General features: G+C 61.1%; 21 protein-coding genes. 9 read left to right on the forward strand and 12 right to left on the reverse strand.

Annotated elements, in window-relative coordinates; all coding sequences use genetic code 11:
• Nucleotides 1–97: 97 nt before the first annotated feature.
• The 3 genes from ACI2KS_RS09600 to ACI2KS_RS09610 form a co-directional block, all read right to left on the reverse strand.
• Entirely contained in the window at nt 98–1,339 is a 1,242-nt protein-coding gene (locus tag ACI2KS_RS09600) for an MFS transporter (RefSeq protein ID WP_404619421.1), read from the reverse strand.
• A gap of 107 nt (nt 1,340–1,446) precedes the next feature.
• Complete coding sequence (locus tag ACI2KS_RS09605; RefSeq protein ID WP_404619423.1) at nt 1,447–2,436, reverse strand: zinc-dependent alcohol dehydrogenase family protein; 990 nt, start codon at nt 2,434–2,436, stop codon at nt 1,447–1,449.
• Between the two features lie 161 nt (nt 2,437–2,597).
• Nucleotides 2,598–2,864 carry a hypothetical protein gene (locus tag ACI2KS_RS09610; protein ID WP_404619425.1) on the reverse strand — a complete coding sequence of 89 codons (267 nt, stop codon included), beginning with the start codon at nt 2,862–2,864 and terminating at the stop codon, nt 2,598–2,600.
• A gap of 391 nt (nt 2,865–3,255) precedes the next feature.
• Here ACI2KS_RS09610 and ACI2KS_RS09615 point away from each other — a divergent pair, with 391 nt between their 5' ends.
• On the forward strand, nt 3,256–4,572 hold the full coding sequence (locus ACI2KS_RS09615; RefSeq protein WP_404619427.1) for a sigma 54-interacting transcriptional regulator: 1,317 nt from the start codon (nt 3,256–3,258) through the stop codon (nt 4,570–4,572).
• A gap of 119 nt (nt 4,573–4,691) precedes the next feature.
• On the opposite strand, the gene ACI2KS_RS09620 is transcribed toward ACI2KS_RS09615, so the two are convergent.
• Together ACI2KS_RS09620 and pnuC are read right to left on the reverse strand one after the other, a co-directional pair.
• Nucleotides 4,692–5,225, reverse strand: a complete 534-nt coding sequence (locus tag ACI2KS_RS09620; protein ID WP_404619429.1) for an AAA family ATPase — start codon at nt 5,223–5,225, stop codon at nt 4,692–4,694.
• Nucleotides 5,226–5,233: 8 nt separating this feature from the next.
• The gene (gene pnuC, locus ACI2KS_RS09625) at nt 5,234–5,797 is read right to left on the reverse strand and encodes a nicotinamide riboside transporter PnuC (protein ID WP_404619431.1); all 564 of its coding nucleotides are present in this window, start codon (nt 5,795–5,797) and stop codon (nt 5,234–5,236) included.
• A 331-nt stretch (nt 5,798–6,128) separates the two neighbouring features.
• Here pnuC and ACI2KS_RS09630 point away from each other — a divergent pair, with 331 nt between their 5' ends.
• Both ACI2KS_RS09630 and ACI2KS_RS09635 read left to right on the forward strand, forming a co-directional pair.
• Nucleotides 6,129–6,959, forward strand: coding sequence for an undecaprenyl-diphosphate phosphatase (locus ACI2KS_RS09630; protein ID WP_404619433.1), 831 nt, complete (start codon nt 6,129–6,131; stop codon nt 6,957–6,959).
• Nucleotides 6,960–6,975: 16 nt separating this feature from the next.
• Nucleotides 6,976–7,398 carry a DUF1294 domain-containing protein gene (locus tag ACI2KS_RS09635; protein WP_404619435.1) on the forward strand — a complete coding sequence of 141 codons (423 nt, stop codon included), beginning with the start codon at nt 6,976–6,978 and terminating at the stop codon, nt 7,396–7,398.
• Between the two features lie 12 nt (nt 7,399–7,410).
• On the opposite strand, the gene ACI2KS_RS09640 is transcribed toward ACI2KS_RS09635, so the two are convergent.
• The gene (locus ACI2KS_RS09640) at nt 7,411–7,755 is read right to left on the reverse strand and encodes an MmcQ/YjbR family DNA-binding protein (RefSeq protein ID WP_404619437.1); all 345 of its coding nucleotides are present in this window, start codon (nt 7,753–7,755) and stop codon (nt 7,411–7,413) included.
• A 138-nt stretch (nt 7,756–7,893) separates the two neighbouring features.
• Between ACI2KS_RS09640 and ACI2KS_RS09645 the strand changes: the two genes are divergently transcribed.
• The 4 genes from ACI2KS_RS09645 to ACI2KS_RS09660 all read left to right on the forward strand — a co-directional run bounded on the left by ACI2KS_RS09645 (nt 7,894) and on the right by ACI2KS_RS09660 (nt 11,011).
• A complete protein-coding gene (locus ACI2KS_RS09645; RefSeq protein WP_404619439.1) occupies nt 7,894–8,847 on the forward strand; it encodes a LysR substrate-binding domain-containing protein in 954 nt (317 codons plus the stop codon).
• A gap of 262 nt (nt 8,848–9,109) precedes the next feature.
• Complete coding sequence (locus tag ACI2KS_RS09650; RefSeq protein ID WP_404619441.1) at nt 9,110–9,658, forward strand: carbonic anhydrase; 549 nt, start codon at nt 9,110–9,112, stop codon at nt 9,656–9,658.
• Nucleotides 9,659–9,734: 76 nt separating this feature from the next.
• A complete protein-coding gene (locus ACI2KS_RS09655; RefSeq protein ID WP_404619443.1) occupies nt 9,735–10,175 on the forward strand; it encodes a hypothetical protein in 441 nt (146 codons plus the stop codon).
• Complete coding sequence (locus ACI2KS_RS09660; protein ID WP_404619445.1) at nt 10,172–11,011, forward strand: class I SAM-dependent methyltransferase; 840 nt, start codon at nt 10,172–10,174, stop codon at nt 11,009–11,011. Before ACI2KS_RS09655 ends, ACI2KS_RS09660 begins: the two co-directional genes overlap by 4 nt.
• A gap of 28 nt (nt 11,012–11,039) precedes the next feature.
• On the opposite strand, the gene ACI2KS_RS09665 is transcribed toward ACI2KS_RS09660, so the two are convergent.
• On the reverse strand, nt 11,040–12,005 hold the full coding sequence (locus ACI2KS_RS09665; RefSeq protein ID WP_404619447.1) for a GlxA family transcriptional regulator: 966 nt from the start codon (nt 12,003–12,005) through the stop codon (nt 11,040–11,042).
• Between the two features lie 224 nt (nt 12,006–12,229).
• Here ACI2KS_RS09665 and ACI2KS_RS09670 point away from each other — a divergent pair, with 224 nt between their 5' ends.
• Nucleotides 12,230–12,835: an FMN-dependent NADH-azoreductase gene (locus ACI2KS_RS09670; protein ID WP_404619449.1), complete on the forward strand. Its 606-nt coding sequence runs from the start codon at nt 12,230–12,232 to the stop codon at nt 12,833–12,835.
• 391 nt (nt 12,836–13,226) lie between these two features.
• Complete coding sequence (locus ACI2KS_RS09675; protein WP_404619451.1) at nt 13,227–14,267, forward strand: alpha/beta hydrolase family protein; 1,041 nt, start codon at nt 13,227–13,229, stop codon at nt 14,265–14,267.
• A 39-nt stretch (nt 14,268–14,306) separates the two neighbouring features.
• On the opposite strand, the gene ACI2KS_RS09680 is transcribed toward ACI2KS_RS09675, so the two are convergent.
• The 5 genes from ACI2KS_RS09680 to ACI2KS_RS09700 form a co-directional block, all read right to left on the reverse strand.
• Nucleotides 14,307–15,176, reverse strand: coding sequence for a TIGR03915 family putative DNA repair protein (locus ACI2KS_RS09680; protein ID WP_404619453.1), 870 nt, complete (start codon nt 15,174–15,176; stop codon nt 14,307–14,309).
• A complete protein-coding gene (locus tag ACI2KS_RS09685; RefSeq protein WP_404619455.1) occupies nt 15,173–16,393 on the reverse strand; it encodes a putative DNA modification/repair radical SAM protein in 1,221 nt (406 codons plus the stop codon). The genes ACI2KS_RS09680 and ACI2KS_RS09685 overlap by 4 nt, the downstream gene beginning before the upstream one ends.
• A gap of 178 nt (nt 16,394–16,571) precedes the next feature.
• Nucleotides 16,572–17,219, reverse strand: coding sequence for an HAD family hydrolase (locus tag ACI2KS_RS09690; protein WP_404619457.1), 648 nt, complete (start codon nt 17,217–17,219; stop codon nt 16,572–16,574).
• Nucleotides 17,220–17,397: 178 nt separating this feature from the next.
• Nucleotides 17,398–18,351, reverse strand: a complete 954-nt coding sequence (locus ACI2KS_RS09695) for a 2-hydroxyacid dehydrogenase (protein WP_404619459.1) — start codon at nt 18,349–18,351, stop codon at nt 17,398–17,400.
• A gap of 67 nt (nt 18,352–18,418) precedes the next feature.
• On the reverse strand, nt 18,419–19,822 hold the full coding sequence (locus ACI2KS_RS09700) for a sodium:solute symporter family protein (RefSeq protein ID WP_404619461.1): 1,404 nt from the start codon (nt 19,820–19,822) through the stop codon (nt 18,419–18,421).
• Between the last annotated feature and the right edge of the window lie 542 nt (nt 19,823–20,364).

Consider the following 20,364-nt stretch of genomic DNA (forward strand, 5'->3'; position numbering starts at 1 on the left):
TGCTGCGTTTTTGACCAGTGGCGCGAGTGAACCCGCGATCGGCGAGGGCTTTCGTCCATCGCCTCCTACGTCCGCAGCAACGCTCAGACACCCGCGCTCAACGCTGTAACTTCTCGATCAAGCGATCCTGGCCAAAACCGAAGGTCGCCATCACCACCAGTCCCAGCAACCCCAGCAGCGCACCGAAAAACAGCGTCTGGGCGATGCCGTAGCCGTCGACGATGACGCCACCGAGCAACGAGCCCGAGGCGATGGCGACCTGAAACGTGGTCACCAGCATCGCCGAACTGGCTTCGGCAAGCCTGGGCGAGGTCAGTTGCATCCAGGTGCTCAAGGCGAGCGGGATGGCACCGTAGGCCACGCCCCAGACCAGCACTGCGGCGCCGACGCCAAGGTCATTGCCGACCACGAAGGGCAGCGACACCAGGGCCAGCAACATCAGCCCCACGGCAGCGCCCAGAGACAGCTGCAGATGGCGGGTGACGCTGGCCGATACCATGAAGTTGGCGAGCATGCCGAGCAGGCCGAAACCGAGCAGGGTCAGGGTGATGGTCCCGGCGCTGAAGCCTGCCCGTTGCACCAGAAACGGCGCGATGTAGGTGTAGGAGGCAAAATGCGCAGCGATGATCAGACCCATCAGCAGGATGCTGCGCTGAGTGCTGTTCTTGCTCACGTAACGCAGCAGGGTCTTGACCTGCAGGCTTTCGTTGGCTTGCAGCGAAGGCAGGGTGACGAATTGCGCTGCCAGGGCCGCTAGCGCCAGTGCGGCGGTGGCCAGAAACGATGCCCGCCAGGAAAGCAGCGTACTGATGAAGGTGCCCAAGGGCACGCCCAATACGGTGGCGAAGGTAATGCCGGCGAAGATGATCGCTGTCGCCTTGGCCGCCTTGTCCGGGGTCACCAGACGCCCGGCAGCCGCGATGGCGATCGCCCAGAACCCGCCAAGAGCGACCCCCAGCAATCCGCGTCCGAGCAGCATGGTCAGCAGATCAGGCGCCAGGGCACTGATCAGGTTGGACGCGACCAGCAACATGGCCAGCAGTATCAGCAGGTGACGACGATTGACCTTGCCTGCGCCGATCATCATGGTCGGTGCCGACAGCGCGGCGATGATGCCCGGGATGGTCACCATCAGACCGGCCGTGCCGTCGGAGACGCTCAACTCCCTGGCGATCTGCGGCAGCACCCCGACAGGCAGATATTCGGTGGTGACAAAGGCGAAAGCGCCAAGGGCCACGGAGAACACCGACAGCCACTGGCGCGGGGTCGAGGCGGCCATCTCGGTTGCCTCGGCGGCGCAGGACATCCCGGCAGTTGAATCTGTTTGGACAGTACTCATTACGTTGCCTCGCAAATAGCGTGTTTTCAGGCGTCCACACACGCGCATCGCTGCTGCCTGGTCGGCAACAGGGCGCGTTGGGCGAAGCTGAAGAAAGAGGGGGGTGGTCAGTCGACCAGGACCACGATCCGACCCAGGTGCTGGCTTTTTTCCAGATAGTGATGCGCTTGCACCATTTCATCGAACGTGAACGTTTTCTCGATGATGGGTTTCAGTGCACCCGACTCCAGCCCTTGAGAGATGAACTCGACGGCCTTCTTCTGGCTGTCCGGGTGGGTCGTGACCTCGAACAGGTTGTAGCCGCGGATGATCGGCTTGCGCGCGATTACCTCGAGAATGGGCAGCGGTGTGACATCCGTGCTCAGGCCGCCGTAGACGAACACGGTGCCACCAACTTGCAGGGCTGAGATCAGTTTTGGAAAGTTCGCGCCGCCGACCGGCTCAAGGATGATCTGCGCACCCTTGCCATCGGTGATCTTCATCACCTCGGCGACCAGGTCCTGTTCCTCGGTGGCAATCACGTACTGCGCCCCGGCATCGAGCAGTTGCTGGCGTTTTTCGCCGGTGCGGGTCAGGGCCACGGATACCGCGCCCATCATGTTGACCATCTGGATGCTGCCTACGCCCACGCTGCTTGAGGCGGCGTTGATCAATACCGTGTCGTTGGCCTTGAGCAGCCCGGTGGCGATCAATGCGCCATAAGGCGTGATGTAGGGGTTCCAGATGGACACGGCCTGCTCGAACGACAGCGTCGGCAGGTGCTTGACCACGGCGTGGGCAGGGGCAAGGACTTCCTCGCCGTACATGCCGTAGTCATTCAGGGAAAACGAGGGGATGGTGCTGACTGCATCGCCCGGCTTGACGTGGGTGACCCCGGCGCCAACGCAAGTGACGATGCCGGCGCTTTCGTAACCCAGCCGTGCCGGCAGATTGACCGGCTCGACATAGGCACCTTGTCGCCACATGGATTCGGCACGGTTCAGACCGATGGCTTTGACCCGGATCAGCACTTCGTTGTCGGCAGGCAGTTGCGCGCCGACTTCCTGATACTGCAAAACCTCGGGCGCGCCATACCGTTCAAATTTAATGATTCGCATGATGTGTGCTCTTTAAGGTAAGTAAGTTTCGCGCCCGAACCGATCGTTCGATGGCGGTCTACTTGTTGACCGTCAGAGTAATGCACATCCTGTTCGGCAAAAATCGTCCAGACCTCCGAACACTCAGGACAAAAGTTCTGCAATGAGTGTTCGCATCAAGCTCAGGCCGGCATGGTCCATGGCTCCAGGCTGTAGCCCTCACCGCTGATTTCTGCGCGTGCCTGTTCCAGAAACTGCGCCAGCTGTTTCGGATCGCAATAGGCGCTGCTGGGGATCTGTTTGCGCCCGATACGGGTGCTGGTGCGGTCGACGACGGTTAGGCTCAGTTCGCCGTTGCCGTCCTGTGGGGCCCAGGCCACGCACTGGAAGGGTTCGAAGGCGTGTCCGGCGATCAGCAAGGCTTCATTAAAGCGCAAAGGGGCGTTCATGGAGTGTCCTCAAGTGCCCGTATCAATTCAGTCACCGGCGGCGGGCTTCCCGTTCGGTTGGATACTTGTACTGATGACCCGCGCCGGGGGTGAAGTCACAACGGATTTGCATTTTTTGTGATTAATTTGTCGATTGCCGATGTTTTAAACCCGCTGTCCGGCGTTTTTTTCAGGGTATTGGGAGTGTTACGGCAGTGATTCACTCGCCTGATTACCGCTTTAGTGCGTTTTGCCCAAGCCTAAGCACTATTTGATCTTAGCCTTATAGATAATCGGTACAAGGGGGTGTCAAAAAACTTGCTAATGTACCCATCAAGGTCTCCAAGACACTGTTTCTAAAAATGTTTTTCCTCCAGAAAGTTAGTTGAATCTTGGCGCCAAGGAATTACTCATGCATGAACTGGCATCGATCCGCCGCCTGTTAATTGTCGAACCCTGTGACGAATGCCTGCGTTTGATCCCGGGCCTGCGCATCGCAGGATGGGAGGTTGACAGCTGCCCGTTGGAATCGGCGGCGTCTCGCTCGTGTGACGTGGGATTGATTCGCCTGCTGCCCCAGCATTTCGAGCAGCCCCAGCTGATCAAGGACCTGATCACCCGCAGCAACACCGAATGGATAGCGGTGCTGACGGCTGATGACCTGCGCCGTGAGCTGATTGGCGACTTTGTCTGCGAGTGGTTCTTCGACTTTCACACCCTGCCGTTCGATGTCGCCCGAGTGCAGGTCACCCTGGGACGTGCCTACGGCATGGCGCGCTTGCGCGCCCAGGGCTCGAGTTACGGCAGCGGGCCGGAACACGAGATGCTCGGCGAGAGCAGGCCGATTCGTGAGCTGCGCAGGTTGCTGACCAAACTGGCGCCGACCGAGTCACCGGTGCTGATCCGGGGCGAGACCGGCACCGGCAAGGAGTTGGTGGCGCGCACACTGCATATGCAGTCCCAGCGGCGGCTTCGCCCGTTTGTCTCGATCAATTGCGGTGCCATAGGCGAGCATCAACTGCAGGCCGCATTGTTCGGTTATGAGGATGAGGGCGCCAATGGTCGGCAACGCAAGCGCGGGCGCATCGAAGCGGCCAACGGCGGCACCTTGTTTCTTGACGAGATAGGCGACCTGCCGCTGGATGTGCAGGCCAACCTGCTGCGCTTTCTTCAGGATCGGCACATCGACGTTGGCGCAGAACGCATTGCGGTCGACGTGCGCATTCTTGCGGCCACCCATGTGGACCTGGAAGCGGCGATTCGCAAGAAGCATTTTCGCGAAGACTTGTATTACCGGCTCAATGTACTGCAGGTCGGTACCGCGCCGCTGCGCGAGCGGCACGGTGATCTGGCGTTGCTGGCCAACCATTTCGCACATTTCTACAGTCGGGAAACCGGCCGTCGTCCGCGCAATTTCAGTCAGGACGCGCTGGTCGCCATGGGCAAACACGACTGGCCGGGCAACGTCCGCGAACTGGAAAACCGTGTGCGTCGGGGGCTGGTGTTGGCCGAAGGACGGCAGATCGAGGCGTTTGACCTGGGCTTGCTGGGCGAGGAGGAAATCAGTTCAAGCATGGGCACGCTGGATGAATACAAATGCCGGGCAGAGCGCCAGGCGCTGTGCGATGTACTGACCCGCCATAGCGATAACCTCAGCGTTGCGGCCAAGGTGCTGGGCATTTCCCGGCCAACGTTCTATCGGTTGCTGCACAAGCACCAGATTCGCTGAGGGCGCCCGATCCGGATGGCTGTGTAGCCGCCCGGCTTGCCGGCGGTATCGATTTCACCAGGCTGGCCTGGCAAGCCGTGCTGCCAGGGGGGTGTGCGGCACGCTCTGCTGTTTATCCATCAACCGGCATCGATCCGAAGCAGCGCTTCAACTGCCTCGAACGCCCGCTCCATGCGGTAGCTCCAGCTTCCTTCGATCACCTCGTAGCGCTGCCCATGTCGGTCGAGCCAGTCCCGACTGGCATCGAAAAATGCCTGCCGCTCGCCCAGCTGTGGCTGACAACGCTGGCCATCGCTGACCCAGTCCACGCCCTGGGGCGAGAGCAACAGGTGCAGGTCGTAACGGCGCGCCGCGAGTTCCTGGGTCAACCATGGCGGGCAGTCACCGAACAGTGTGCGGCTCCATAGCATGTTGCTCAGCAGGTGCGTATCGAGGATCAGCAAGTGCGGCGCCCGGGCGCGTGCAGCGTCCTCCCAGGCCAGTTGGCCGCGGGCGATGGCAGGGATATCGGCATAACAGGTGTCACGTTGCTCGTGGTCGATGAAGTGACGCACGTACTCACCGACCAGCTCGCCGCCGAAGCGCTGCTGGATGTGCCCTGCCAGCCAGCTCTTGCCACTGGATTCGGGGCCTGCCAACATCAGAACCTTCATCGCCGGCTTCAGCGCGCCAGCGCCGGATCGGCGCGCCAGTCACGCCAGCCCTGCACGGCAAGCAGGGTGAACAGCGCATACAGGGCGGCGGTCAGGTACAGCGCCTTATAGAGGAACAGGCCGACGAAAATCACGTCCAGGACAATCCACAAGGGCCAGCACTGCACGCGTTTCTGCGCCATCCATACCTGCGCCACCAGGCTGAAACCGGTCAGGGCCGCATCGAGCCAGGGTTGCGCGGCATCGGTGAAGTGCGCCATGGCCGCACCGAGAATCAGGCTCACCACCGCGCCGACGGCCAGGCTCAGACTCAGGGCGCCGGCGTCCAGCGACGTCACGCTGCGACCCTCCAGGGCGGCGCCGCGCCGGGTCCATTGCCACCAGCCATACAGCTGCAGCACCGCGTACACCACTTGCAGCAGCATGTCCGAGTACAGCTTCACGTCGAAGAAGATCCAGGTATAGAGCAGCACCATCACCAGCCCCACAGGCCAGCACCAGGGGTTCTGTTTGACTGTCAGCCAGACGGCAATGACACCGAGTGCAGCGGCGAACAGTTCAAGCCCGGACATGAAGACTCCTGCAAACAAGGAAGGCGATAAAAAGGTCGGCGATTGTAAGCCGTTTCTGAACCATTGTGGCGTGCTGAATCAAAGGAAGGTTCGCCTGAGCCGCTGATAGCCAAAACGTCATCAGCGGGCCTGCAACGTCAATGCCTGCGCGCCAATATCCATGCTAGAGCGTTCGCCTTGCAGGTCTGATAGGATCGCGGCGCTCGCGTGCTTGAGCCCGCAGTCTTGACTGTTCATGCGGTTTTTACATCGGACCGTTTAACGTGCACCGGACAGTGTTCAAAACATATCAAGAGAGCTTCGCCACGAGCGGGCTCCAACTGGGGGAATGATGGATCTTTGGACCGCCGCACAGGCGTTAATACTTGGGGTCGTTGAAGGGTTGACGGAGTTCTTGCCGATCTCCAGCACCGGCCACCAGATCATCGTCGCCGACCTCATCGGTTTCGGTGGCGAAAGGGCGATGGCGTTCAACATCATCATTCAACTGGGGGCGATCCTGGCGGTGATGTGGGAGTTCCGGCACAAGATCGTCGAGGTCGTCACCGGCCTGCCGACCAAGCCTGAGGCCCGGCATTTCACCGTTAACCTGATCATCGGCGTGTTACCGGCGGTGGTGCTGGGGGTGATGTTTTCCGATCTGATCCACGAGTACCTGTTCAATCCCGTGACCGTCGCTGCTGCACTGGTGATTGGCGGTTTCATCATGCTCTGGGCCGAACGCCGGCAGCACCAGGTGCATGCCGAAACGGTGGAACAGATGACTTGGGTCGATGCGCTCAAGGTCGGGTTCGCCCAATGCCTGGCGATGATCCCCGGCACGTCGCGTTCGGGCGCGACCATCATCGGCGGTCTGCTGTTTGGCCTGTCGCGCAAGACGGCCACCGAGTTCTCGTTCTTCCTCGCCATGCCGACCATGATCGCGGCATCACTGTATTCGGGGTTCAAGTACCGGCATCTGTTTCAACCGGACGATTTCGCCGTATTCGCGGTGGGTTTCATCACCTCCTTCATTTTCGCCATGATCGCTGTACGCGGGCTGCTCAAGTTCATCGCGACCCATAGCTACGCGGTGTTCGCCTGGTATCGCATTGCATTCGGGCTGCTGATTCTGGCGACCTGGGTGTTCGGCTGGGTCGATTGGTCCAGCGTGCAGGCCTGAGGCGATGAATCAGCCCATGCAGCCAAACACCGAAAACCGTGTGGCCCGGCGCGCTGTGCGGTTTCTCAAGTTCAAGCTGGCGATCCTGCTGCTGTTGTGTGCCTTGCCGGTGTATGGCGGGCTGGCGCTGGGGCTGCACGGTGGTTCATGGCTGGCGCTGGCGATCTACCCGCTGATGAGCGTGATCGCCTTCGGGTTATACGGATACGACAAGAAGCAGGCCCGCATGCAGGGCCAGCGCACGCCCGAAAAACTGCTGCACGCGGTCGAGATGCTCGGCGGCTGGCCGGGTGCGCTGGTGGCGCAGCAAGCGTTTCGACACAAGACACGCAAGCTGTCTTATCAGCTTGTGTTCTGGTTGATCGTCGTGTTGCACCAGTTGTTCTGGGCCGACCGCGTACTGTCGGGAGGTAACTTCCTGGCCCGGCATTTCTACTGACCCTGACCGATGTCAGAGCTTGAGCGCCGCCTGCCGGCGCTTCGCCAGTTTGCTGACCACCAGTTGATGAGAGCGGGTCAGCAGTTCGCGCAGTTCCACATCGCCCATGGCGTAGGGATACGCCAGGGTGATCCAGTACGCGCGAGCCAGATAGGGCGCAGGGCGTATGCCCGGGCGGTCGACATAGCCCAGAAACAGCTGCGGACCGACCTTGAACGACAGGTCGTCACCGGCCAGGCCCATGACCGCGAACATCTTGGTGTCGCAGATGGAAAACACCCGCACGCCGCCCCATTTGTAATCTTCCCTGGCACCGGGCAAGCCCAGGCAAAAAGCCGCAACTTCTTCGATGTTCATGCGCTGTCCTCTCGGAAAACCGTGCTGGCGGGTGCACCTTTTAGCAGACTCGATCGCCCGGCGTCTTCGCTGCGCAGCACGACACTTGTGCGGTCAGCTGTAATAATGGCCTCTGTTTCCTGCCTGTGAGCGCGCCTGGTGTACGACTTCAATGATCTGTATTTTTTTGTCCAGGTGGTCGACCACAAGGGATTCGCCGCTGCCGGACGAAAACTCGACATCACCAAATCCAGGCTCAGCAGGCGCATCGCCTTGCTTGAGGAACGTCTGGGCGTGCGGCTGATCCAGCGCTCGACGCGCAAGTTTGCCGTCACCGAAATCGGGCAGGATTACTACCGGCATTGCGTGGCGATGCTGGTCGAGGCCGACGCGGCCGAGCAGGTGGTGGAGTATTCGCGCTCCGAACCGCAAGGGATCGTGCGCATCAGTTGTCCGCCGGCCCTGGGTGCGATGGGTGTCAGCGATACGGTGGCAAAGTTCATGGTCATGCACCCCAAGGTCCAGGTGCATATCGACAGCACCAACCGCCGGGTCGATGTCCTGGGGGAGGGCTACGACATGGCCTTGCGCGTTCGATTTCCACCCCTTGAGGACACCGAACTGGTGGCGCGGGTGTTTGGTGAGAGCTATCAGAAGCTGGTCGCTCGTCCGTCGCTGGTCGAAGGCATCAACCTGAAAACGCCCGAGGATCTGGCGGGCTTGCCCAGCATGGACCTGGGACCGGCCAACCGTGAGCACCGCTGGACCCTGCTGGGTCCGAAGGCAAAGCGCATCGAAGTCGCCCATTACCCCCGATTCGTCACCTCCGATCTCGATGCCCTGCGGCGTGCGGCGGTTCAGGGCGTGGGGATCGTGCAGATGCCCGAGATCATGGTTCGCCACGAACTGCATGACGGTCGTCTGGTCGAGGTGCTGCCCGAATATGCACCACCCAGCGGGCTGATCCATGCCGTGTTTCCTTCGCGTCGCGGTCTGCTGCCCTCAGTCAGGGGCTTGATCGACCAGCTGGCAGAGGACTTTGGCTTCAACGCCGAGGCTGACCGCCAGGCCTGCGAACAGGCCGGCAAGGACCACCCCGCCAGCAAGAGATAGGGCTGCCGGCAGCGCCGCCTGCGTTTGCGTGTCCAATAGCAATGACGACTATCATTTGTTAGCTGGAGCGGCCCTTGGTCGGTTGCACAGGGCAGGGCGCATGACGGTGACGCAATCGATCCGAAACTTGTCATTTTCGACGATAGCCAGCTCATTAGATTTCGACCATCATCCTACCTGTGCCCAACCCCTACCGCGCATGCCCAGAGCAGATGGCTCAAGGGCAGTGATGCGCTGACTCCCTTATCAACGAGAGGCTTTCATGAACGTGATCGATGACCTGTTGCAGCGTAACGCCACCTTTGCCAGCACTGAGTTCAATGCCGGTCTGAAGATAATGCCTTCGATGAAGACGGTTGTGATCGGCTGTGTCGATCCGCGTGTGGATCCAGCCGATGTCCTGGGCCTGGCGCATGGCGAGGCCGCCGTCATACGTAACGTCGGTGGCCGGATCAACCCGGCGACCCTGCAAAACATGGCGATCGTCCGCTCGGTGGCCAAGGCTCAAGGCAAAGACATGGGCCCGGGCTGGAACCTGATCGTGCTACACCATACTGACTGCGGCATCACCCCCTGCCTGCACCACGCGCCGGAATTGCTGGCGAAAAATCTGGGTGTGACGGTTGCAGAGCTCGACAACCTGGCCATCGCTGACCCTTACCAGGCCGTGGCAATCGATGTCGCCGCGCTCAAGGCCAATCCTCAGCTGCCGGGCGATTTCACCGTGACCGGGATGGTCTACGACGTCCTGACCGGGCGAGTGGAAACCGTGGTACCGCCCGCGTTGTTACGCCCACAGGCTGACGCCTGAGCCGGGCACAACCGGGCTCGATGCCGGGCCCGCGCTGCAAAAACCTTCATTCATGACGTTCAAAGGATTCCCCAAGATGAGCATTTCAGCTGTTTCTACCTTTAAAACCCGTGGCGCCTGGCGGCGTATGGCACTGCTTGCGATCTCCAGCACACTGGCGTTCACGCTGTCCGGCGCTGCCTCGGCGGCGCAACAGCTGCCCAAGGTGCCGACCACCAAGATCATCGCCATCGGTTCCCTGACGCCTACCGCTACCCCGGAGGCGGTCAGCGCCGTGCTGCCGCAGGAAGTGCGCGAGACGGTCAAGCTCAGCCTCGCCGGGAAAATCGAGCAGTGGAACGTGCGCACCGACCAGAGCGGCGTGGTGTTTGTGCTGAATGTGACCGATGTCGCCGAGGCCCGCGCGATGTTCGCCCGGATGCCGCTGGACAAGGCAGGCCTGATGACGTTCGAGTTCATTCCGGTCGGGCCGTTATCGCCGCTGGCGCTGTTACTTGACGAGAGCAAGGCACCATGAACGATCAGACCCAGGCGGCTCGCCAGCACTACCAGGGCGATACCCATGAACAGGATTTGCTGACGCGGGTAGAGCAGTTGCTGGCGCAAATGGGCGACGGTCCGATCAGCGACGAACAGTTGGCCGGCTTCGACCAGTTCCACAGCGGCGGGCTGAAAACCACCGCGGACTTCATTGCCCTGTTGAGTCTGGCCCCGGGCATGCAGGTACTCGACGCAGGTTCCGGTCTGGGCGGCCCGTCGCGCTACACCGCGCAAACCTACGACTGCCACGTGACCGGGGTCGACCTGACCGAGTCCTTCGTTGCGGTGGCCAGGTTGCTTGCCTCATGTACCGGCAGTGGCGAGCGCGTGGACTATCAGGTCGGCAATCTGTTGGCGCTGCCGCTCGCCGATGCGCAGTTCGACGTGGTCTACACCCAGCATGTGGTGATGAACATCGCCAACCGTCTCAAGGTCTATCAAGAGGTCGCACGCGTGCTCAAGCCCGGTGGAACCTTCGGCTTTTTCGACGTGCTGGCAGTGCAGGGTCAGCCTGCGCCGCTTTACCCCGTGCCCTGGGCGCAGCGCAGTGAAGACAGTGTGCTGTTGAGCGAGGCGCAGACCCGTGCGTCGCTGAACGACGCCGGGCTGACAGTGACTCGCTGGAAAGACGTCACGCAAGAAATCGTCGAGTGGTTCGACCGCTTCCAGTTGCCCGCCGTGCAAGCGGCCGAACAGGGGCCGACGCTCAAGCTGGTGATGGGAGATCGCTTCGCACAGATGGCCGAAAACTTCGCTCGCAACCTTCGCCAAAACCGGCTTTGCCTGGTCATGGGCATCGCTTCGCGCGCCTGACCCTGGGCATCAGCGGGCGCACCGAGCGCTATTTCAGATCGGCGCGCAACTCGCGCAGGCCACGACCCAGGCGACGGCGCAGGAGTGTGCGCAGGGTCGCGCCATCGACGTAGCCGACTTGCGCGGCGATGGCCTCAAGGTCAAGGCTGGTGGTGCGCACCAGATGCTGCGCGCGCTCCACCCGCATGTCCTGAAAGAACGCCAGGGGCGACTTTCCCAACACCGCTTCGGTGCGCCGTTGCAGAGTGCGCGGCGTAGTGGCCAGCGCCGTGGCCGCGTCCTGCAGGGAAAACCCGGACTTGAGGTGGCTGCGCGCCCAGCGCTCGAAGGCCTCCATCAACGGATCCGCATGCGCCATGTGTTCGGGGATGATGTAGGGCGCCTGCAACGAGCGATAGTCAGCGAGCATGTATCGGGCCACCAGCGCTGCCAGCTCGGGGCTGGCTTTGCGGATGATCCATAGCGCCAGATCGAGATGGCCCATGGCGGCCCCGGCGGTGGCGACGTTGCCGGCCGGCACCAGCATCCTTGACTCGTCGAGGGCGATGTCCGGGTAGCGCTGACGAAAAAAGGGACCCAGCCACCAACTGGTGGTCGCCTCCTGACCACTGAGCAACCCGGTCTCGGCCAGCAGGAATGTGCCGATGCACGAAGCCGCGATGCCGGCGCCCTGGGCATGCCAGGTCAAGAGCTGTGCCTTGGCGTCGAGCATGTCGTTACGTCCGAGCGATGCCACCAGTTGCTCGGGCATCCGGGTGTTCAGGGCGGGGATGATCACCCAGTCGGGCCTGGACAGCTCATCGACCGGTTGGATCGGAACCTCCAGGCCCAGGGCGGTGCGCACGGTCGGTCTGACACCGACCGTGCTGATATCGAAATGCGGTGAGGTCTCCAGAAGCATCGCGCCCAGATCATTGGCGGTCGAAAAGGCATCGAGCAGGACAGTCAGGCCCGTGTCGAAGACGCCTTCAATGGCGAGAATTGTAAGCTTCATGGGGTAAACGGCCTCGATGGGGTCATTGCCGATGATAGTGCGCCCATTGCTCGCCGTTGAAGCAGGATTTCTTCTCAGGCGTCGCATGGAAGCAATCGATCACTTCATCGTCCTGTCAGCAGGACGAACCATCATGTTTTTGCCGACTAATCAGTGATTGCCTTGCAAGGTAGGATTCTCGCCACTTGATCGCCAAGCGGCGATTCTCACTTGGGAAGCACGTTATGAAACTCTTGCACATTGATTCCAGCATCCTTGGCGACCATTCCGCTTCGCGCCAACTGAGCCGCAGCGTGGTTACAGCCTTCACCGCCGGTCAACCGGATACCCAGGTGGTCTATCGCGACCTGGCAAATGATGCACTGAGCCACTTCTCCGGCGCCACTCTGGCTGCAGCCGGTACACCGGCCGAAGGTCGCGATGCTGCGCAGAAACTGGAAGTAGAAACCAACGAGGCGACCCTGGAAGAATTTCTTGCCGCTGACGTCGTGGTCATCGGCGCGCCCATGTACAACTTCACCATTCCTAGCCAACTGAAGGCCTGGATCGACCGTATCAGCGTTGCCGGTCGCACGTTCCGTTACACCGAAGCCGGTCCGGAAGGTCTGTGCAAAGGCAAGAAAGTGGTCATCGTTTCCACTGCCGGCGGCCTGCATGTCGGTCAGCCAAGCAGCGTCGGTCATGAAGACCTGCTCAAGGTGCTGTTCGGTTTCATCGGCGTCACCGACTTGCAGTTCGTCTTCGCCCATGGCCTGGCCTATGGCGATGAGCCGCGCGCCAACGCCATCACCGCCGCTCAGAAGCACATCGACGAAACCCTGTTTGCCTGATCGCCGCTTCAAGCAGCGATTACCGATGTTCTGACTCGCTACCACAGCACCGCAAGCCCCGTCATCCCAGGCCAACGCCAAACGATGACGGGGCTTTCGTCGTTTATGGGCGCCTGTTCAGGCGCGCGACAGCCTTTGCGATTTCTTTGCGGGTAACTTGTAACAAAGCGACGTAAAATTGCGCGCATCTTCCGGCCCGCGCGATATGTCATTCGGCCATCCCCGTCTATTTATCTGAGTTTGGCCCGGCTTGTGCACTATTGATCTGACAACGGCTCTGAATGTTATCCATGCCTCCGGGTCAGATGACTGCAGATACCGTTTTAAAAGGAGATCAGACCCTACGGGTCTGGATCGCACGACACGGATTGATAAAGTCAAGGGCATTGCGATGATGCGTCTTTGTGCAGTGATGGTATTTAGCCTCTTGGCTGGCCTGATTTCGGTGCAGGCCAGCGAGCTGGCAACGTGGAGCGTGGGCTTCCATGAGCTGACGTTCCTTGATCCGCTGGATTCAAAGCCCATGCATGCCTATGCCTTCTACCCGTCGACTGATGAGGAGACGGTGACCCGGGTCCAGGGTTATCCGATCCAGGCGGCTGAAGATGCGACGATTGCCATGGGCCGCTTCCCGCTGTTGATGCTCTCGCATGGCAATACTGGCACGCCTCTGGCACAGCACGATCTGGCCACCTCGTTGGCGCGCAAGGGCTTTGTGGTGGTCGCGGTCTTTCATCCCGGTGATAACTATCTTGACCATAGCCGCCTGGGTAGCTTGAGCAACCTGTACGGGCGGCCTTTGCAGATTTCCGAGGCCATCAGCGCCGCCTTGCTCGACCCGATGCTCTCTCCCTATATCAGCGCCCGACGCGTCGGTGTGATCGGCTATTCGGCCGGTGGCGAAACCGCATTGATTCTGGCTGGCGCCCAGCCTGACCTGCAGCGCCTGCGCCAGTACTGCATCGAGCGGCCACAGGACCGAGACGCCTGCAAAACTCAAGGGGAGCTGTTGGCCGATCGCGATGACCTGCATGCCCAGGCCGATCCGCGCGTCGGCGCGCTGATGCTAATGGCGCCTCTGGGGCTGATGTTCGGCCGACATACCCTGTCCGACGTTCATGTGCCGGTGCTGCTCTACAGCGGTGATGGCGATGAACTATTGGCCATCGACAAGAACGCCGAAGCATTGGCGCGCAAGCTGCCCGAGGTCTCGGACTTCAAATTGTTGGCCGGCGCCGGGCACTTTGTGTTCATGGCGCCTTGCGACGATGAGCAACGAGCGACGCAGCCTGGGCTGTGTACTGATGCCATCGGGGTGGATCGAGAAGACATCCATCGCAACCTCAGCAGCGAGGCGGTGCGCTTCTTCGGCACGGCGCTGGGCACCCCGACAACAACGGCGGGCATGCAAACCGCGCTGCATCGTCAGTAAGCAGTGGCCACGGGCTTCGGCGCGCATCAATAACAGCGCTTAGCGCCCACCCCGAATCACCTTGCCTCGTCGCTCGGCGATCTGCCTGGCCTGGCCATCTCGTTGTTTGCCGGTGCGTGCTTCGCTGATCAGCGCCGGGATCAGCGGGCCCTCCGGCAGGTTTTTCCAGAAGCGCGAGGGCAGATGACCCTGCATCACCTTGGGATTGAGCCGCGCCGGATTGAAGATGTGGCTGTAGTAGGTCAGCCACAGCTCGCCCTGGGGATCTTCCGCGTTGCGCGCCAGGGCCTGCCACGCAGCGGGGCACTGGCGTTTGTGGATCAGGCGCTGACCGTCGTAATACACGCCGTCCCTGGTCGTGGCGATCATCCAGCGATGGCGGCCCATTCGGCCAATGAAGTGCTCGCTGGCGGTGCGCAGAATGTCGTGGGCCGGCTCATGCCAGGCCACGTATTCCGGCAGGCTGTGGGTCTCCAGCAGCGCGGCCTTGACCTCCATGTCCTTGCCGTTATTGCATCCAGGCAATTGAATGAAGCGCACAAACGCGTGCAGGTGATGCGCTTCGCGGCTGACCTGCTTGAGCCGTCGATGCAGCTCGCTACCCAACCTGTCGCCAGCCATCATGGCGGTCCGGTCACCATGACTGACGCGCCATAGCACCTCATACAACAGACTCCAGCGCTGCTCGCCGCGATATTGCGCGGCGTTTTGCAGCAATTCCAGCAACGCCAGCGGTACGCGTGCCTGGAATGGTCCTGTCTGTTGCGGGTAATGCTCGTCGCTGGCGAAAAGATCGGCGTCTTCAGGCACGCTCCAGCTCACCTGGTCCGGATTGATCTGGTGACTCAACAACCAGCGCGCCTGATCGCGCCAGGTGTCGAACACATCGTCGCAATCGAGTGTGATCATGCCCACAGCGCCATTTGCTGGGGCTGCGGACGGTCGCGCAGCTGCTCGCGCAGCGCCACACTGGAGGTGTCTGCCTGGCGCGGATGGTAGTCGCTGGTAATGATGAATGGCCGTGCCTTGGCCAGCACGCAGCGCAAACGGGTCAGGTCTTCGTAGCGGATGCGCCGTTGGCGACGCAGTTCGACCAGACGTTTGGTGGTACGGATGCCAATCCCGGGAATGCGCGCAATCATCGCAGGCTCGGCGCGGTTCAGATCCAGCGGGAAGATGTCGCGGTGCTCAAGAGCCCAGGCCAGTTTGGGGTCGATATCCAGCGCCAGATGGCCGGGTCCTGCGAGCAGTTCACCGGCTTTGTAGCCATAACTGCGCAGCAGGAAGTCGGCTTGATACAGGCGGTGCTCGCGCATCAGCGGCGGGGCGGCCAGCGGCACGCTTTTCGGGCTGTTGGGGATGGGACTGAAGGCTGAGTAGTACACGCGCTTGAGACGGAAATCGCCATACAGCGATTGGGCGGTGTGCAGCATGGTGCTGTCGTCGGTATCGTCGGCACCCACGATCATCTGCGTGCTTTGACCTGCAGGGGTAAAACGCGGCGCCTTGGGTTCGTTGAGCACGGTTTGCTGACCGGTGTAAATGGTCTGCATGGCCTGCTTGATCGAGCCCATCTCTTTTTCCGGCGCCAGTGTCTGCAAGCCCAGTTGAGTCGGCAATTCGATGTTGACGCTCAAGCGGTCGGCATAGCGTCCGGCTTCTTCGATCAGCGCCGGGTCTGCTTCGGGAATGGTCTTGAGATGGATGTAGCCGCGGAACTCATGCTCTTCACGCAGCAGCTTGGCCACGCGGATCAGCTGCTCCATGGTGTAATCGGCCGAGCGGATGATCCCGGAGCTCAGAAACAGCCCGCTGACGCAGTTGCGTCGGTAGAAATCCAGGGTCAGGGTGACCACCTCTTCTGGGCTGAAACGCGCACGCGGGACGTCGCTGGAGCGGCGGTTGACGCAATACTGGCAGTCGTACAGGCAGAAGTTGGTCAGCAGGATTTTCAGCAGCGAGACGCAGCGACCGTCGGGGGTATAGCTGTGGCAGATGCCCATGCCGGTGCTGGAGCCAATGCCCGACTTGCCTTCGGAGCTGCGCTTGGGCGCGGCACTGCTGGCACAGGAGGCGTCGTATTTGGCCGCGTCGGCGAGGATGCTCAGCTTGTCGATCAGCTGCATGGGATTTCTCGATACTGTTTTTATATACAGTATCGAGATGTCGCGTGCTCTACAAGCGCCGAATGAGTGGATGGAACCTGCCACTCATCGCGTTTGCAGGCAAAAGGACCGTTCCAGCGTTATCGATGCCAGGCCAGGCCGCCGGCGAGCCGCGCTACAGCAAGCACCGCCATTGCGCTCAACTGATGCGCTGCACCAGTTCTTTCAATTCACCAAAATCCTTCACGCGATGAAAATTGGCGTGGTCGAGAAACTCGGAAAAATCGGTGTCGTCGCCGTAACCCGCCACTTGCGCGCCAGCACCCAGGCCAGCCTGTACGCCCGGCACACTGTCTTCGACCAGCAGGCATTCGTGCGGGCTCAACCCCAGCAGGTCGGCGGCGTGTTCGATGAGGATCGGCGAGGGCTTCCAGGCGTGCACTTCATAGGCGCTGACGATCAGACCGTGGAATACGTCGAGCAGGCCGACGGTGCTCAGGCAGGTTTCGATCTTGCTGCGCGGGCCGTTGGAGGCGACGCATTTGGGCAGGGACAAGCCGCGAACGAACTCCACCGCGCCGGGCATTTCTTCAAGGTTAGCCTGGAGCAGGGGGAGGGTGCGCGCGCGAAAGGCGTTGACCACCTCAATGTTGGGTAGCCACGGATAGTCGCGGCACAGGCCTTCCATGCACAGGGCAAACTGCACGCCGCGAAAGCGCTCCAGCACCTGATCAAGCGTCAGTAATACCTGATGCTCCTGCAAGATGTCGCGCAGCAGCCCGGCAGCCAGACGTTCGCTGTCTACCAGGGTTCCGTCGCAGTCAAAGATGACGCCGGCAATATTCAAACAGGATTCTCCCGTTGCTTGATCGTATTCGGGGCGGTTGGACCGGCATTATCCGTAAAAGTTGAGAAAGGAATGTGAAGACTGACCTGCGGTCGTGATCAAGGTGTCCAGGCCGGTCAGCAACATGGCTTGCCGTCGGCGGGGTATTGGCAACCGCCACCGCCGGCAAACCGGACCGCTACAGGGCTACCCGCGTCACCAGCGTGCCATCGGTGAAGTACGCGCTGACGTTGGCGAACACCAGGTCGGCCATCGCCTGGCGGGTCTCCACGGTGCCGCTGCCGATGTGCGGGGTGAGCACCACGCTGTCGAGTTTCAGCAGTTCGGACGGGACGTTCGGCTCGTCTTCGAACACGTCGAGGCCGGCACCGGCGATTTCCGATTCCAGCAGCGATGCCACCAGTGCCTGCTCATCGACCACCGAGCCGCGCGCGACGTTGATCAGGTATGAGCTAGAGCCCAGAGCCTTGAGCACGTCACGGTTGATCAGGTGCTGGGTGTCCGGACCGCCGGGAACGATGACGATCAGGTAGTCCGACGCCTTGGCCAGTTCCTGCAAGTCGGAGTAGTGGGTGTAGGTAACATCCGAATACGCCTGGCCACGACGGAAATAGGCGATGTTCATGTCAAACGCCGCCGCCCGCCTGGCGATGGTCTTGCCGATCTTGCCCAGCCCGACAATGCCGCAGGTCTTGCCGCACAAGTCGTTGCCCAGCGGGAACTTGCCGGTGGCCCACTGACCTGCGCGAACGAAGCGTTCGGCCTCGCTGATGCGTCGCGATACGCACAGCATCAGCGCCATGGCGGTTTCGGCAACGGCGTTGTTCAGCACATCGGGGGTGTTGCTCAGCTTGATCCCGCGACCGGCAAGATAAGCAGTATCGACGGCGTCATAACCGACGCCGAAGCTATTGATGACTTGCAGATTGGGCAGGCGATCAAGCAGCGCATTGTCGGCACCGTATACACCGCTGGTAATCACGCCGCGGACCTTGTCGCCGTGCTCGGCGGCCCAGGCGTCGATGTCCTGTATTTCCCAGCGATTGTGCACTGTGAAATCGCGATTCAAGTTCTGCGTCAACCCCGCATGCATCGGGCCCCAGACCAGTACATCGGCTTTCTTGTCGCTCATGGTTTCCTCCTTGCGTCGCGGCCCCGTCCCCAGGACCGCGCTTTGGTTGCACTTGGCAACGACGTTTTCAGCCGTTCTTGTTTAACACAGGTTGTGGGTCCGAACGCCCGGATTTGAGCAGTTCGGCGATGGCCATGGTCAGCAGCGGCGCGAACAGGGCGAAGTAGGAGCTGTCGATGCCATACGGGTTGCCCGCCAGGAACCAGCCAATGGTCGAGAACACCGACAGGATCACGCCGGCCAGGGCGCCGCGGCCGCTGCCGAATTTCGGCGCGTAGAAACACATCAGCACGATCACCGCCAGGGTGGCACGCAGCGCCTTGCCGAGAAAGGCGATCAGCAGGATCTTGTCGGCGTAGAGGGCCAGGATCAGCGGCAGGAAACCGATGACCACGATGGCCAGGCGAATGAAGATCACCGACTTGCGATCGTCCTTGTCTTTGTTGAAGAAGGGGTCGTAGAAGTCCTTCATCGCCAGGGTGGCCGAGGCCAGGGTGTTGGCCGAGATGCCGCCGAACAGCGCACCGGCCAGACCGATCACCACCAGGCTCGCCGAAAAGGTCGGCATGTGCGAAATGAGCACCGGGAAGGCATCGATGGATTTGATGCCCGGGTACAGGAAAGCACTGCACATGCCAATCAGCGCAGCCATGAGGCCGAACGGAATCATCAGCGAAGACACGTAGAAGCAGGCGCGTTTGGCAGTCTTTTCATCCTTGGTGCTGACCAACGCCTGAATCACGTATTGGGTGGCGAAGATCGAACCGATGCCGCCGATCATCCAGGCGAAGATCTGGCCCCAGCCCACGCCCGTGAAGTCGAACATGTTGGCGGGCAACTTGGCCTGCATGGCGCCGATGCCGCCGCTGGCGTTCAGGGCGAACGCCAGGGCCAGGACGATACCGATGTATTTGATCACCGCGTGGACAAAGTTGGTGTAGACCACCGAGCGCATGCCGCCGACGCTGACATAGAACACGGTGATCACGCCCACCAGCAGGATCGCCAGGGTCTTGTCGATGTTCAGGACCGCGGCCAGCACCGCGCCGCCACTGGCATACAGAGCCACGGAGACGATGCTCAGCGCGCAGATGGTCAGAATCGATGCCGCGTAGCGCGTGCCCTGACCATAGTTCTGCGCCAGGATCCCTGAAATGGTGTTCAGCCCTGTGTCGCGGTATTTCTTGGCCAGAACCAGCGCCAGCAGCAAAAAGCCCAGCGACAGTGCGACCAGATTCCAGGCGGCGGAAATGCCGGCTTCAAAACCTTTTTGTGCAGTGCCGATACTGACCGAGCTGCCGATGAACTCGGACAGCAGCAGCGCGCCAATCAGAAAGGGCGGAAAACTTCGACCTCCGCCGGTGAAGCCATCGCGGCTTTTGGCGTGTTTGCGCACGCTGTATCCGATGTAGGACATGACGATGAAGTAGCCAGCGGTCAGGCACAGGATGATTGTTATTCTTGGGTCCATGTTCTCTCCGTCCCCTGTGAGCAGGGTGCGTGGGATGGTGGGTCGAGCACGTAGATGCCACTCAGCGCGCCATCGTTGTCAGACGACTGCTTGATTTTGGCGTGGGTAGAAGCGAAGGGGCGTTATCCCGCAGGACGCTACTGCGTACCCTGAACAAGCCTGGACGCTGCAGTGATGGTCGGGAAAGCCGAGTAAACGATGGGGGAGAGGCGAGAGCAGGTGTGTGATTTCATTTTTATTAGAGGCTCGTGATTAACGTTGGAAGGCAACTCAATACGAAGCATTCGTTATACGTCATCGTACAACGTCAAGCAATCCCGTACCCGTAAACGCCACAAAACCCCGACCGGCGTCACCAGGTTTGTAGCAAGCCGGCTCCCACGGCCTGCGGCCAGAATCAGAAGCAGGCGGCGCAACAGGGGTCCATTGCTTCTGCCCGCAGGACGACAGAGGTCCACCCGCTTCTGCCCGGAGGGCGTGGGAGTTGGCTTGCCGACGATCTGGCGCGAAGCGCCAGCAAAGCCTGTGGACGCGATGCACCT

The organism is Pseudomonas sp. NPDC087358, from assembly GCF_044900785.1.
GTDB lineage: Bacteria > Pseudomonadota > Gammaproteobacteria > Pseudomonadales > Pseudomonadaceae > Aquipseudomonas.